Below are 15361 nucleotides of genomic sequence, written 5' to 3' on the forward strand. Positions count from 1 at the left end.
CCGATATGGGGGAAGAATAATGGGTATTTTGGTGCAAAAATTTGGGGGAACCTCGCTGTCCACACCTGAAGCACGTCAACTTGTGCTGGCACATGTGAAGCGGGAGCTGGAGCAAAATCTTCAATTGGTTGTTGTTGTGTCGGCCATGGGGAGAAAAGGAGAGCCTTATGCCACCGACACGCTGCTGGATTGGGCGGCGTCTAACGGCGACAGTCTTCCGAAGCGCGAGCGGGATTTACTGCTGTGCTGTGGTGAAATCATTTCTGCTGCTACATTATGCAGCCTGATGGAGAAGGAAGGTATTCCTGCTACGGTGCTAACTGGGGCACAGGCGGGCTTTATTACGGATGATCAATACGGCAATGCTCGTATTTTGGATATAAAGCCAGACCGTGTTGTTGAAGAGTTGAACCAAGGCAGAGTTGTCATTGTGACAGGTTTTCAGGGACAAACAGCAGACGGTGATATGACCACCTTGGGTCGGGGCGGCAGCGATACGTCAGCTACTGCTCTGGGTGCTGCTCTACATGCGGATATGGTCGATATTTATACGGATGTGAATGGTATATTAACCGCCGATCCGCGCATTGTGGAAAATGCAAAGCCACTTACACATGTTAGCTATACGGAGATTTGCAATATGGCTCATCAGGGAGCAAAGGTTATCCATCCTCGTGCTGTTGAAATCGCCATGCAGGCTAATATCCCGGTCCGTGTTCGCTCTACCTTCTCTGAAGGAGAAGGTACGTTAGTTACCCACCCGGAAGGCTTTAAAGACGTGCAGGCAGACATCGTAGACCGTTTCGTGACCGGTATTGCGTATGTCGGCAATGTCACTCAGATTAATGTTGAATTAAAGCCGGGTTTGGAGCACTTGCAATTACAAGTATTCAAATCTATGGCTGAACATGGAATCAGCGTTGACTTTATTAACGTAACTCCATCGGGGGCAGTTTATACTGTGTTCGATCATGATGGAAGCAAAGCGGTTGAAGTATTGAACGGTTTGGGTCTAGAACCTAAGATACTGGCCGGGTGTGCTAAAGTTTCTGTCATAGGCGGTGGTATCAACGGGGTACCGGGCATTATGGCGACGATTGTGGAGGCATTGGCAGAATCAGACGTACAGATCCTTCAATCCGCAGATTCCAACACGACGATCTGGGTACTTGTTAAAAAAGAAGATATGGTGCAGGCTGTACGCGCATTGCATAATAAATTTGAACTCCATCAATAGGTGCATTGTCCGTGCTCGGACTTGCAAAAAGGAGGCAGCATGGTGAACTTCGGCAGATTGATTACCGCAATGGTGACACCTTTTGATCAGCAAGGAGAGATTGACTGGACTGCATTGTCCTCGTTGATTGATTACTTAATAGAAGAACAGCACTCAGAGTCACTTGTTGTATCTGGAACAACAGGGGAGTCTCCTACCCTGAGCGATGATGAAAAAATCAAGTTGTTTGCATTTGTTGTAGAAAAAGCAGCTGGACGATGTAAAATTATTGCCGGGACTGGAAGCAACAATACGCGTCACTCTATTCATCTAACCCGTGCCGCGGAGCAGGCAGGAGCAGATGGTGTTCTACTGGTAGTACCATATTATAATAAACCGAATCAGGAAGGGATGTATCAGCATTTCGAAAGTATTGCAAACTCCACATCCCTTCCAGCTATACTGTATAATGTTCCAAGCCGTACTGGAGCGAGTCTAACAGCTGAAACAACGCTACGTCTTGCACAAATTCCGAACATTGTGGGAACCAAAGAATGTGCATCACTTGCGCAGGTCACACAGATTGCAGCGTCAGCGCCAGAAGGTTTTCTGGTTTATTCCGGGGATGATGCTTCTGGGTTGCCTGCTATGGCTGTAGGTGCTTATGGTATTATCAGCGTAGCGAGTCATGTGGTAGGTGCTGAAATGAAGCAGATGATCGATTCACTTGTAGGAGGACACTCGCAGGAGGCAGCCAAGTTGCATCAGCAGTTGTTCCCGATTTTCAAGGGTTTGTTTGGCTGTCCTCATCCTCTGCCTAATCCGGTGGCAGTAAAATATGCATTGGAATTACGGGGGATTAAGGTAGGTTCGGTTCGGTTGCCACTCATTCCTCCAACTGAGGATGAAGCGGAATTTATTAAGAAATTATTTACCCGCTAAAGAGAAATAGGAATGTAAGCTGTTAATTAATACTAAGGAGTATCCTTGTTAAGGGCAGTCGGTAGGTACAAAACCGATAGAGTTTATTGTCTGACAAGGTTCTCCAGCGTGAAGGGCGTTCTTATAGGACGTCCTTTTTGCTGTGCTTTCAACCATGTATGTAGATAAAATGACAGATACTAATGGTTTCAGACGGCAATGGGAAACCTAGCGTAACGAACAGGATGACTTGTTTTTTCTTATTTTAATCATGTATAATGGGGTCAAGTGACTGGGTGCGGTATTTTTTTGAAAATTAAATAAACAAATCAAGGTACGACGTCCAACTACCATAGGAGGTTTAGATTCATTTGTCTAAAAAAACAAACAACGATAAATTGATGATTTTCGCTTTGGGCGGCGTCGGTGAAATCGGGAAAAATATGTATGTCGTTCAATACGGCAATGACATTGTCGTGGTGGATTCCGGTCTGAAATTCCCGGAAGAGGACATGCTGGGCATTGATATCGTTATTCCTGATATTTCCTACCTTACAGAGAACCGCGACAAAGTAAGAGGCATTGTGCTGACTCATGGTCACGAGGACCATATCGGCGGTTTGCCTTACGTGTTGAAACATTTGAATGTACCAGTATATGGTACCAAATTGACGCTGGGATTGGTGGAAAACAAGCTGAAGGAAGCGAATCTGCTTGGTGAAACCAAACGTATTTTGATCAATGCTGATTCCGAAATCAAGCTGGGTTCCACACTAAAAGCAACTTTCTTCAGAACCAACCATAGTATTCCGGATTCTGTAGGTGTATGTATTGATACTCCTGAAGGCGCTGTTGTTCATACAGGTGACTTCAAATTTGACCATACTCCGGTGAACGGACAATATGCAGATTTGCAGCGTATGGCTGAAATTGGCACACGTGGTGTACTGGCTCTTTTGTCAGACAGTACAAATGCCGAGAAACCGGGCTTTACACCTTCGGAAAAGAGCGTTGGTATTGTCCTGGAAGACATTTTCCGCAAGTCGAGACAGCGTGTGGTCGTAGCCACTTTTGCTTCTAACGTACATCGTATTCAGCAGGTAATTAATGCTGCTGAAGCTACGGGACGTAAAGTAACAGTTATTGGTCGAAGCATGGTTAATGTCGTAGGTATTGCTTCGGACTTGGGCTATTTGGAAATTCCAGATGGAATGCTGATTGAGCCTGAAGAAGTTGGCAAAATGTCAGCGGATCGTGTAGTTATTCTCTGCACAGGCAGTCAGGGTGAACCGATGTCCGCTTTGACAAGAATGGCTCGTTCCACACATCGAAAGGTTGACATTCTTCCAGGGGATTCAGTCATCATCGCAGCTACTCCGGTACCGGGTAATGAAAAATACGTTGGACGCACAATTGATGAACTGTTCCGTCTGGGTGCCAATGTATATTACAGCGCAGCTAATCCAGGTATCCACGTTTCTGGACACGGAAGCCAGGAAGAACTCAAGCTGATGCTGAATCTGATGAAACCAAAGTTCTTCTTGCCAATTCATGGTGAGTTTAGAATGCAACGTCGTCACGCTCTTCTTGCTGAAGGCGTAGGTATAGAGCCTGAAAATATCTTCATCACGGATATCGGTGAAGTCATTGAAATTCAGAATGGCGGAGCACGCAGAGCTGGTAAAGTTACAGCAGGCAACGTACTGATCGATGGACTAGGCGTAGGGGATGTAGGAAATATCGTATTGCGCGACCGCAAATTGCTGTCACAGGACGGTATTTTGGTGGTGGTTGTCACGCTGAGCAAGCAAGACGGAACGATTAAATCAGGCCCAGATATCATTTCCCGCGGTTTCGTATATGTCCGTGAATCGGAAGGTCTACTGGATGAAGCAAATCGTATTGTCTCAAGTACACTGCATAAGCTCATGAGTGAAAATGTAAATGAATGGGCTTCCCTCAAGACAAATGTCAAGGATGCACTAGGTCGCTTCTTGTATGAGCAAACTCGTCGCAGACCGATGATCCTGCCAATTATAATGGAAGTGTGATTCAATTGAAATTTGTTCAAAAACCTGAATTAAAAACTTAAGTCACAGGCACACAGTCGCCTCTCTTCCCGCAGGAAATATTGGACGGTTTCCGCGGGAGGAGAGGCTTTTTTGATTTTGCGGGACAAGGAAAAGCATGGGGTCGGGTATAAAATATTCCATTTCCATCCCATACTATAGGGTGAATACGGGTCATATAGATGCGTAAAGCGAAAGGAAGATCACCCATATGGAACAATACAGCAATCTAACATCTGGCAACGAGGAAACGGAAGCGCCAGATCAACCAGAAATTGGGCAAAGACCCGCTTTACCTGCTATGGAGGCTTTGCAGCAGCTGGGTCAAACTTCCATGCCTGGAGGCGAGTCCAATATTTTTTGCATGACGATTATCGGTCAGATTGAAGGGCATCTCATTTTACCGCCTCAAAACAAAACGACAAAATATGAGCACATTATTCCCCAGTTGGTAGCGGCAGAACAAAATCCTCGTATCGAAGGATTAATGATTTTGCTGAATACAGTTGGTGGTGATGTAGAGGCAGGACTGGCTATTGCTGAAATGATCGCATCGATGAGTAAACCAACGGTGACTATTGTCATAGGTGGGGGGCATAGCATCGGTGTGCCGATTGCTGTGTCTTCCACTTATTCCTACATTGCGGAGAGTGCGACGATGACCATTCATCCCATTCGGATGAACGGTCTGGTCATTGGAGTACCACAAACTTTTGAATACATGGAAAAAATGCAGGAACGTGTTGTACGCTTCGTCGTTTCTCATTCTCGTATTACAGAAGAGCAGTTTAAGGAACTGATGTTTAAAACCGGTGAGTTAAACCGCGATATTGGTACAGCGGTTGGGGGAGCGGATGCAGTGAAGTATGGATTGATGGACGCGGTTGGAGGCATCGGAGAGGCTTTAAAACAGCTGAACACCATTATTGAAACGCGGCGTCAGCAAAACGGGATCGCTGGGATTCAACAGCAGGCTCCGTATGCTCCTTTTTCTCCCAGTCCCACAGGAACTCCTACAGAGACACTGTCAGGGGAGCAAAGCAGGGAGCTACCTCAATGACACTATATACTGTGATGCCAATGGAAATGGTATGGCAAGGGATGTGGAAAGAGGCTGAGGAGCTTGCAGAGGTTCGGGTAGACGGTCTACTTATGCAGGTACAGCCGCTTGAAAGTCGTCGGGGGATCATTGTACGGTTGTTGGACTGTCCGCTGGAAGCCTACCTGAATCCGCGTTATGGACCAGGTCAAGTTATCGAGTGGTCGTAGAAGGTGTCGAATAGTATAGAAATAGGTCATTTACTGCTGAAAAAGAACATATGTGCGGATACCGGGTGACGTGGTATAATATTCTTCTGGGGGGTGACCTTGTATGTCCAGAAGAAGAAAAAGAAAAAAGAAAGCCGCATTTGGCGGAGTTCTAAAATTTGAAATTTACGGCATTGTGCTGATTACATTAGCGGTCATTGCGTTGTCGGGTGAAGCGGCAGTTGGTCGGTCGCTATCCAAGATGTTTGGGCTCGTACTGGGGAAATTCTATTTTGTTATCCCTCTCATTGGCATTTATTATGGTCTGATGGTGATGATTCACCGCAAGTGGCCGAACCAGTGGAACTCGCGTAAAACGGGTTTGCTCCTGTTGGTATTTGCCTTTACACTTATGAGTTCTATTTCATCTATGGAGCAGCGTTTGGGGCCGATCAACGCGCTTCAGCCGGGCGGAGTGATGACCCAGATACATATAGATATGCGTGAGCAGTTGCTGTCGCCTGACCAGCAGGGCCATACCTCAATGCTGAACAAGGATATCAGCGGGGGGTACGTAGGCGCATTGCAGCTTACTGTTCTGTTGTGGCTGTTTGGTCTCACAGGAGCTAAACTGATCATGATTGTTATGTTCGTCATTTGTTTCATGCTGATGACCCAACTGTCCTATGTGGATTTGGTACGGATTGTAAAGACCAAGCTGCTGACAGTCGGGGGAAGCGTGCGTAAAAAATGGACTGGTAAAGCTACTCCGCTTTCGGCATCTAGCAAAGGTAGTGGAAATAGAAAAATCAAGTCTGAGCCGATTCCTGCCTATGAGGAAGACATGGATGATGACTTTGACGAAATGCAGCCTCCTGCACGCAAACAACCGATTTTCTTTCAGTTGTTTGGTCTCAAAAATTCAGATAAAGCGGACAAGGAGAAGCATTCCGTCGATACGGATGAGGATGATCATGATCTTCCATATGAAGCTGAGGACGCGCAGGCCCAGTGGATAAACGATAACCAGAGTGAAGAGCTGTCTGACGTAGTCGAACACGCTGAGCAGGAAGCTGCAATTCCGGTAAAGAGGTCGCCCATTATTAGGGATTTCTTCGAACAAGTAAAGCATGAGGAAAGAAGACCGGAAGCTGAATTTGGAGAGTCCCTTACAGGGGCAGAGCATACAACTTCCATTATTGATGAATCCCTGGATGATGACTTTGTGGATGCCAATGCGAATGATTCGACAACGATCCAGGGGACATTAGAAGGTGCTCAGGGACAAGCTCAGACGATTGCAACTGGGGTTGCAGGCGAAGAGGCTGAAGGTACCCATACAGCTATTCCGGCTCCGCCGCCGCCTAAACCGTACAAGCTCCCATCGTTTCGTTTGCTTGCTAAACCACAAAACGTAGGCAAAGGTATGGGACAAAAGGATTACATGCAAACGGCACGCAAGCTGGAAGCAACGCTGGAAAGCTTTGGTGTGCGGGCGAAGGTACTGGAGGTTGTCCGTGGCCCTGCCGTAACGCGTTATGAAATTCAGCCGGACATTGGAGTAAAGGTCAGCCGCATTGTGAGTCTGACGGATGACATTGCGCTTGCGCTTGCTGCCAAAGATATCCGTATGGAGGCTCCGATTCCTGGCAAATCTGCTATCGGAATTGAGGTTCCGAATAATGAAGTTTCCATTGTCACGATGCGTGAGGTAATGGAGACAACCGTTTTCCAGGAGTCAACTTCCAATTTATCCATTGCATTCGGACGTGATATTGCAGGACAGACGATTGTTGGTAATTTGGCCAAGATGCCCCATCTGCTTGTAGCTGGGGCAACAGGTTCGGGTAAATCAGTGTGTATCAATGGGATCATCACGAGTATTTTGTACAAAGCAAAGCCGGATGAGGTCAAATTTTTGATGGTCGATCCTAAAATGGTGGAGTTGAACGTGTACAACGGAATCCCGCATTTGTTGGCTCCGGTCGTGACTGATCCAAAGCGTGCCTCACTTGCATTGAAGAAAATTGTAGTTGAAATGGAAAAAAGATATGAGTTATTTTCCAAATCAGGAACCCGTAATATTGAGGGCTATAATAATCTGATGAAAGATAACCCGGATGCATTTCTGCCTTACATCGTCGTTATTGTGGACGAGTTGGCAGATTTAATGATGGTAGCTGCGGGAGATGTGGAGGATGCGATTGCACGACTTGCCCAAATGGCGCGTGCAGCAGGCATCCACCTTATCATTGCAACCCAGAGACCTTCGGTTGACGTAATTACCGGGGTGATTAAAGCCAATATTCCTTCACGTATTGCCTTCGGCGTTTCCTCGCAGGTAGACTCCCGTACCATATTGGATATGGGCGGAGCCGAGAAGCTACTCGGACGTGGTGATATGCTATTCATGCCGATGGGTGCTTCCAAACCAGTCCGCGTTCAGGGAGCGTTCATGAGCGATCAAGAAGTCGAAAATATTGTTAACTATGTACGTGAACAGGGTGAAGCGCAGTATGATGAAACGCTAGTGCCGGAGGTGGAAGAGGTATCGGCTGATGCAGATGAAATGCTGGATGAGCTGTACGATCAGGCTGTCAACATCATTTTAGAGGCTAAACAAGCTTCCGTTTCGCTCCTTCAGCGCCGTATGCGGATCGGTTATACACGTGCTGCTCGACTGATTGACTCCATGGAAGCTCGCGGAGTCATCGGCCCTTACGAGGGCAGCAAGCCCCGTGAGGTCCTTATCTCAATGGAGCAATATCAGCAAAATAAAGTTAGTTCCTAAGCATTATCTCTATCCAGCACTACATTAAAACGCTGTTTGTTCGCATGGTGGTTGTTCTATTATGGCAACTCCAAGTGAACAAACAGCGTTTTTTTGTGATGTTTTTTTGAGGTGTGGCGACTACCTGCTGAAAGAAGATTAAAAGGGTGAATAGCTTTAAGCGGAGCTTGTCATAATAAACGTAGCCATCCTGTTAATCCCACAAAAGAAAGGTAGAGCGCAGCATATGAAAAAGACAATGGTCTGGATTTGCACGGGTATCCTCGCAGCCTCGGCTATTACGTACACAGGACTTTTTAAAAATGACTCTGCACAGCAGCAAGCAGAGCCGCTGAGCACACAGCAGAAAGTACAAGCAGCGCAACCTTCCCAGCCGACATTCAGCTCGGGAGCGGTTGATTTTGGATCTTACGGTCAGGATGTATATGAGTTGCAATCACGTTTGAAGTTGCTGGGCTTTTTTGGCGGGAAAGTGGACAGCCATTTTGGCAGCAGTACACTAAAAGCTGTCAAGGGTTTTCAAAAGGAATTTGGCATCCGTCCCGATGGAGTGGTCGGAGCAAAGACGAAATTAAAGCTGGTGAATGCTACTCCTAACTGGAAGCCAACGGAAACTCCTATGCATCGTAACAATCAAGGTTCCGCTCAGGGACAGACAGCGGACAATAACGATAAAGCGGATCAAAATGATGAAACGATGGGATCGGCCAACACCATGGGACTATCTGAAAATGATCTTAAAATTATGGCCAACGCGGTCTACGGTGAATCCCGCGGCGAGCCATTTGAAGGACAAGTTGCCGTCGCGGCTGTTATTTTGAACAGGGTTAAGTCACCCAGCTTTCCCAACTCACCATCTGGAGTGATCTTTCAGCCAGGAGCTTTCACAGCTGTAGCAGACGGCCAAATCTGGCTCACACCGAATGAGACTGCACAAAAGGCGGTACGCCAAGCACTGAACGGCTGGGATCCAAGCGGAGGATGTCTTTATTATTTTAACCCAAAAACAGCCACCTCCAAATGGATTTGGTCCCGTCCGCAGGTGAAAACCATTGGGGAGCATATTTTCTGCATGTAAAACGCCGAAGCAGCCGGGAGCTTGTCTCCGGTTGCTTCTTGGCTTTTGCATGGTTAGAATAAAGATTGGTACACTTTACCTCTTTACAGGAGGATGATTTACAGCAGCTAATGCTAATCAAAGGCTAGACGCAAATTGACGTCACAAAGGAGTTTTGGACTTGAACAAAACAGGTTTCGAGCGTGGCACACGCAGACAACTGAGGATTCATGTACTGCCGACCAAGCGCTTTAAGACGTTTGCCATATCGTTGTATGTAGGTACTCCGCTACGTGAGGAAACCGTAACCCGAGTGGGGCTGGTACCTTTCGTTCTGCGACGGGGTACAGAATCGTATCCGCAGACTACACAATTCAGAGAACAGTTAGAACAATTGTATGGCGCGGGTTTCGGATTCGATGTATACAAACGTGGAGATTATCAGATCGTGCAATTTCGCATGGATACGATTAATGACAGCTTTGTAAACAGTCCGGATAGTTTGCTGGATCGTTCGTTTGCTTTTCTCGGAGAAGTGCTGACGAAGCCTGCATTGGAAAATGGTGCATTTCAAACGGGATACGTCCAGCAGGAACGAGAAAATGTGCGTAAAAAGCTGGAATCTATAGTTAACGATAAAATACGTTATGCTGGTGAGCGCTGTATGGAGGAAATGTGCAAAGATGAGCCTTATCGTCTGCACCCTCTTGGTCAACGATCCGATCTGGACAGCATAGATGCACAGAGCTTGTATCAGGCTTATGGAGAATGGCTGAATCATGCCAGCATGGATTTATACGTTGTGGGAGATACGACGCTGGAAGAAGTTGAGAAGTTTGTTGATCGCTATTTTCAATTGAATCGTTCAGCGGAAGCAGGGTATGTTCCAGAACAGCCCAAGTCAGTAGAGCGTGAGGTTCAAACCGTTGTAGAGCGTCTTGATGTGAACCAGGGCAAGCTCAACATGGGGTTGCGCACCCCTATTACGTATGGAGACGATCGCTATGCTTCCGCTCTGATGTATAATGGCATTTTGGGCGGGTATCCGCATTCAAAGCTGTTCGTTAATGTAAGGGAAAAGGAAAGTTTGGCGTATTACGCTTCATCGCGGTATGACGGGCATAAAGGGATTGGTACGATTCAATCTGGTATCGAAATTCCTAATTATGAAAAAGCGGTTACTATTATCCGCAAGCAACTGGAAGATACGCAAAATGGAGCGATTACCGAGCTGGAAATGACCCAAACGCAGGCGATGATTCGCAACTTGCTGAAGGAGATGCAGGATTCCGCTTTTGAAATGATCGCCTATGATTTTAACAGACAGCTTTCTGGTAAAGAGCGGACGGTAGATGAGCTGCTGAGTCAGGTGGAGGCAGTCAAGGTGCAGGATGTTCAGGATGCCGCCCGGACGTTCCGACTGGACACTATTTATTTCTTGAGAGACCAGAAGGGGGAATAGCGGTGGAGCATATACCATATGAGCATTTGCAGGAAACGTTGTACTATGAAGTAATGGATAACGGTTTACACGTTTATGTGTTGCCCAAACCGGGTTTTCAGAAAACGTACGCTACATTTGCGACTAAATACGGCTCGGTTGATAATCATTTCCGCGTAGAAGGTCAACAGCCCGTAAAGGTGCCGGATGGCATAGCCCATTTTTTGGAGCATAAAATGTTTGAAGAGCCTGAAGGCGATATTTTTGCTACCTTTTCCTCTAATGGGGCATCGGCGAACGCATTTACGAGCTTTGATCAAACAGTATATCTGTTTTCGGCAACCGAGCGTATTCAAGAAAATTTGACCACCCTGGTCAATTTTGTGCAGCATCCTTACTTTACAGATGAAAATGTAGAGAAGGAAAAAGGCATTATCGGCCAGGAAATCAATATGTATGAAGATAATCCCGATTGGCGGAGTTACTTTGGTCTGATCGAGGCGTTGTACAAGGTCCATCCGGTGCATATTGATATCGCAGGTACTGTTCAATCCATCAGTACGATTACAAAGGAAACGCTGTACAGTTGCTATGAAGCTTTCTACCATCCAAGCAATATGATTCTTTTTGTAGTGGGCGGAGTGGATCCAGCTGAAGTAATAGAACTGGTACGTAACAATCAGGCTAAAAAGGACTATAAGCCGCAGGGAGAGATCGAGCGGATTTTCGACGATGAACCCACTACAGTTGCAGAACCACGTCGTGAGGTAAAGCTGGCCGTTTCTCTGCCAAAGCTACTGTTTGGATTTAAGGAGGCTGAAGTAGGCCTAACGGGTGAAGAATTGCTCCGTCATGATCTGGAAACCAAGCTGATGCTAGATCTCCTGTTTGGCTCCAGTACACAATTGTATCAAAAGCTCTACGATGAGGATCTGATTTCGGACAGTTTTGGTCATGAGTACAATAGCACGCAGCAATATGCATTCTCTGCAATCGGTGGGGATACCAAAGACCCGGATCGGCTGTTGGCGAGAATACGTGAAGAGGTGGAGTCCATCCAGAAGCAGGGCTTTGCAGCAGAACATTTTGAACGGGCACGCAAAAAGAAAATCGGTGGTTATCTGCGTACACTCAATTCACCAGAAAATATTGCGCATGAATTTACAAGACATCGCTTCCGGGGCAGCGATTTTTTCCAACTGCTTCCGATTTATGAAAGTATCACGCTTGAGGATGTAAATCGCCGTCTGAAAGACCATATCCAGTGGGATCAACTCGCAATATCACTAGTGGTGAGTCCGTAATGTCCAGGGAGAGGGAAACGATGACCACCGAGGGCGGAGAACTAAAAGCGATTGGCGATACAACCGTGCTGATTACAGGGGCAAGTGGCGGAATTGGTGCGGCTATTGCTGAGCGTTTTGCAGCTGTAGGGATGAATGTGGTCATTCACTACATGAAGTCCCATGAAAAAGCAAATGAAGTTGCCCGTCGTTGCATGGCTTATTCAGGCAAGGTAATGACCGTGTCAGCGGATCTGCGGAGCAAGGAGCAGATTGAACGCATGCGTGAAAAGCTGGATAATCACGGGATGAAGCCGGATATTCTTGTGAACAACGCCGGATTATCTCATTATGGGCTGTTGACAGATGTTTCGGAAGAGGAATGGGACGAAGTGATGGCTGTCAATGTTAAGGGAACCTTTCTGTGCACGCAGGTTTTTATGCCGCATATGATATCCCAACGCTATGGCCGCATTGTGAATGTTTCATCCGTGTGGGGGATGTGTGGCGCTTCGTGCGAGGTGTTGTATTCCACCACCAAGGGAGGCATTAACGCTTTCACTAAAGCGCTGGCTCAAGAGGTAGCACCTTCCGGGGTGACAGTGAATGCTGTAGCTCCAGGTGCAGTGGATACGTCGATGCTGGATCATTTGGATGAAGGCGAAATTACCAGTTTGGAAGAAGAAATTCCTGCTGGACGATTGGCTCGACCTGATGAAATATCGTCCCTAGTTTATTTTCTTGCGCTTCCTGAGTCAGGTTATATTAATGGCCAGGTCATAAGTCCTAACGGAGGATGGGTGACTTAAGGGAAATAGCGCTTGGAGGAATCCACCAGTATAGTAAGCGTCTGAGAAGAGCATATTACAACTGTTGATTTTAAATCTGAATCATCTAAGGAGGATTTAAGTATGTCAACAGTTGTTCAGAATTTTGATGTTTGGAAAAAGTTCCTCGGTCAGCGTGTAGAGCAAGCGGAGAAGCTGGGAATCAGCCAAGATACCATTTCTGAGCTTGCTTATGAAATTGGTGATTTTCTGGATGAGAAGGTCGATCCAGCTAACCACTCCAACCGCGCACTGAAAGAACTGTGGGGAGTTGCCGATGAGGACGAGCGTCACACCATCGCCCGGCTAATGGTTAAATTGGCCAAGAGCAACGCATAAGTAGGAACCAACATGAAAAGCTCCCTTTTGGGGGCTTTTCTGTAATGGTTACAGAGCTGTTCTTGTAATTCCATTGTAATTTATATATCATAAACGTGATTGAGGCTTACAACACAATGCAGCCTATCAAATTTCAATAATTGGTTTTGTCGAAAGATGTTATTTTATGATACAATAATGCTTTGATTTGGAGTTGTTGACGGTTTGAATGTGAATGAGGTGCTAACGTGACGGAAGAAACGAAACAGTGGTACATGGAGTACAAGATACATAAAAATCGACCCGGACTGCTGGGAGACATTGCTTCCATGCTTGGTATTCTGGGGGTTAATATACTGACGATCAACGGTGTTGAAGGCGAAAGACGGGGGATGTTGCTTGAAACGGACGATGACGAGAAGATACGCATTCTCGGAGACACGTTAAAAAAAGCGAGCAACATTACAGTCACGGCCTTACGTGCTCCGAGACTGGTTGATATATTGGCAGTAAGACACGGCCGTTACATCGATCGGGATTCGGATGATCGTAAAACATTTCGCTTTACACGCGATGAGCTTGGGTTGCTGGTCGATTTTTTGGGTGAAGTATTAAAGAGGGACGGCAATCAGGTGATTGGTCTTCGCGGGATGCCGCGGGTGGGCAAAACGGAATCCATTATTGCCAGTAGTGTATGCGCAATGAAGCGTTGGACTTTTGTGTCTTCAACGTTACTACGACAGACGGTGCGCAGTCAGCTCTCTGAAGAAGAAATGAACCCAAACAATGTGTTTATTATTGATGGTATTGTGAGTACAATTCGGTCAAATGAAAGACATTATCATCTGCTTCAGGAAATCATGAGTATGCCAAGTACTAAAGTGATTGAGCATCCTGATGTATTTGTACGTGAATCAGGATACAGCTTTGACGATTTCAATATCATTATTGAGCTTCGCAATAATCCGGCTGAGGAAATTATTTATGATACCTTTACAGCCAGTTATACAGAAGATCTTTAAATAAGCGTAATTACACAAGGAGATGATGACATGTCAGAACTGGGTCAGCAATTAAAGGAGGCCCGGCTGCAAAAAGGATTGAGCCTTGACGATGTTCAGGAAATGACGAAGATACGCAAACGTTATCTGGAAGCCATTGAGACGGGCGATTACAAAGTGCTGCCGGGAAGCTTTTATGTCAGAGCTTTTATTAAAACATACGCTGAAACGGTCGGGTTGAACCCCGATGAGATTCTGGAAGGGCATCAAAGCAATGTGCCTGAACCTGAGCCGGAAGCAGTCATGGAGCCTGTTACACAGAAACGCTCCAGCCGTCCCGCCACGATTGGTAATCTTAAATGGTTGCCTACAGCGTTAATGTGGCTTTTTCTAGTTCTCATTGTTGGGGTTATTTATGCTTATTGGGTGAGCAACAACCATTCAACTCCAAAAACAGCAGAAAACACAACGCCGATTACAACACCAAGTACAACACCAAGCACCACACCAAGCACGTCTACTCCTGATACCACTACGACACAGCCGAACAATGGTCAAACGACGGCTCCAAATGGTGCTGGTGGGCAGACTCCTGATGCGGGGCAAACCGGCCAAACTCAGCCAGGTGGTACGGGGAGTACGGGTGCTACTACTCCAGATACTGGACAGCAGCCGGATACGACTACGCCACAACAAGGTGTAACTGTGGCACAGGACGGCAAGCAAGGCAAGACGACGATTTTTAAAGTTTCCAGTTCAACGGGAGCCGCGGTCAAGGTTGATATTAAAGCGACGGGCGAAAGCTGGCTTGAAGTGTACAAGGGAGAAAATTCCCGTGGAGAAAAGCTGAGTTATGGTATGACTAAAAGTGGAGATGCCATGTCTTTCGATATTGGTCCAGAAGGTTTATATATCAAATCAGGACGGTCTTCTGCCACAGATATTTCCGTAGCAGGTCAACCGATAACAGATAATAAATCGACTACTCGTGTACTGATCCAGCAAGGAGAAGCTTCTTCGACCGGAACGAGTGCAGGGGTAACGGGTTCACCTGCAGATTCTACGACAGGTAGCAGTACGGATTCAGCACAAAGTAGTACAGATTCTACAACTACTGATGGTGAATAAACGCCTTGGTGCGAGGAAATACTAATGACTGTAATTCCTGGAAAGGCAGTCATTTCATTTT

The 15361-nt window shown here is 46.4% G+C and carries 13 protein-coding genes; all 13 read left to right on the forward strand.

Annotated elements, in window-relative coordinates; all coding sequences use genetic code 11:
• The first annotated feature begins 19 nt into the window (after nt 1–19).
• The 13 genes from dapG to MKY24_RS10335 all read left to right on the forward strand — a co-directional run bounded on the left by dapG (nt 20) and on the right by MKY24_RS10335 (nt 15300).
• The gene (gene dapG / locus MKY24_RS10275) at nt 20–1237 is read left to right on the forward strand and encodes an aspartate kinase (protein WP_013309940.1); all 1218 of its coding nucleotides are present in this window, start codon (nt 20–22) and stop codon (nt 1235–1237) included.
• A 39-nt stretch (nt 1238–1276) separates the two neighbouring features.
• A complete protein-coding gene (gene dapA / locus MKY24_RS10280; RefSeq protein WP_028542708.1) occupies nt 1277–2158 on the forward strand; it encodes a 4-hydroxy-tetrahydrodipicolinate synthase in 882 nt (293 codons plus the stop codon).
• A 350-nt stretch (nt 2159–2508) separates the two neighbouring features.
• Complete coding sequence (locus MKY24_RS10285; RefSeq protein ID WP_013309942.1) at nt 2509–4188, forward strand: ribonuclease J; 1680 nt, start codon at nt 2509–2511, stop codon at nt 4186–4188.
• A 229-nt stretch (nt 4189–4417) separates the two neighbouring features.
• Entirely contained in the window at nt 4418–5266 is an 849-nt protein-coding gene (locus tag MKY24_RS10290) for an ATP-dependent Clp protease proteolytic subunit (protein WP_023988228.1), read from the forward strand.
• Nucleotides 5263–5475: a YlzJ-like family protein gene (locus tag MKY24_RS10295; protein ID WP_023988229.1), complete on the forward strand. Its 213-nt coding sequence runs from the start codon at nt 5263–5265 to the stop codon at nt 5473–5475. The genes MKY24_RS10290 and MKY24_RS10295 overlap by 4 nt, the downstream gene beginning before the upstream one ends.
• A gap of 103 nt (nt 5476–5578) precedes the next feature.
• Nucleotides 5579–8245 (forward strand): DNA translocase FtsK, encoded by a 2667-nt coding sequence (locus MKY24_RS10300; RefSeq protein WP_053325270.1) that lies wholly within the window; start codon nt 5579–5581, stop codon nt 8243–8245.
• Nucleotides 8246–8471: 226 nt separating this feature from the next.
• A complete protein-coding gene (gene sleB, locus MKY24_RS10305; RefSeq protein WP_023988231.1) occupies nt 8472–9323 on the forward strand; it encodes a spore cortex-lytic enzyme in 852 nt (283 codons plus the stop codon).
• Nucleotides 9324–9483: 160 nt separating this feature from the next.
• Entirely contained in the window at nt 9484–10764 is a 1281-nt protein-coding gene (locus MKY24_RS10310; RefSeq protein ID WP_023988232.1) for a pitrilysin family protein, read from the forward strand.
• A gap of 2 nt (nt 10765–10766) precedes the next feature.
• Complete coding sequence (locus MKY24_RS10315) at nt 10767–12047, forward strand: pitrilysin family protein (protein ID WP_023988233.1); 1281 nt, start codon at nt 10767–10769, stop codon at nt 12045–12047.
• Nucleotides 12048–12067: 20 nt separating this feature from the next.
• The gene (locus MKY24_RS10320) at nt 12068–12835 is read left to right on the forward strand and encodes an SDR family oxidoreductase (protein WP_053325271.1); all 768 of its coding nucleotides are present in this window, start codon (nt 12068–12070) and stop codon (nt 12833–12835) included.
• Nucleotides 12836–12937: 102 nt separating this feature from the next.
• Nucleotides 12938–13192, forward strand: a complete 255-nt coding sequence (locus MKY24_RS10325; RefSeq protein WP_013309950.1) for a DUF3243 domain-containing protein — start codon at nt 12938–12940, stop codon at nt 13190–13192.
• A 227-nt stretch (nt 13193–13419) separates the two neighbouring features.
• The gene (locus tag MKY24_RS10330) at nt 13420–14193 is read left to right on the forward strand and encodes a DUF3388 domain-containing protein (RefSeq protein WP_013370747.1); all 774 of its coding nucleotides are present in this window, start codon (nt 13420–13422) and stop codon (nt 14191–14193) included.
• 30 nt (nt 14194–14223) lie between these two features.
• Nucleotides 14224–15300 (forward strand): RodZ domain-containing protein, encoded by a 1077-nt coding sequence (locus tag MKY24_RS10335; protein WP_028542704.1) that lies wholly within the window; start codon nt 14224–14226, stop codon nt 15298–15300.
• Nucleotides 15301–15361: the final 61 nt, after the last annotated feature.

Origin of the sequence: Paenibacillus sp. FSL P2-0322, assembly GCF_037975315.1 — a bacterium.
Lineage (GTDB): Bacteria > Bacillota > Bacilli > Paenibacillales > Paenibacillaceae > Paenibacillus > Paenibacillus polymyxa_B.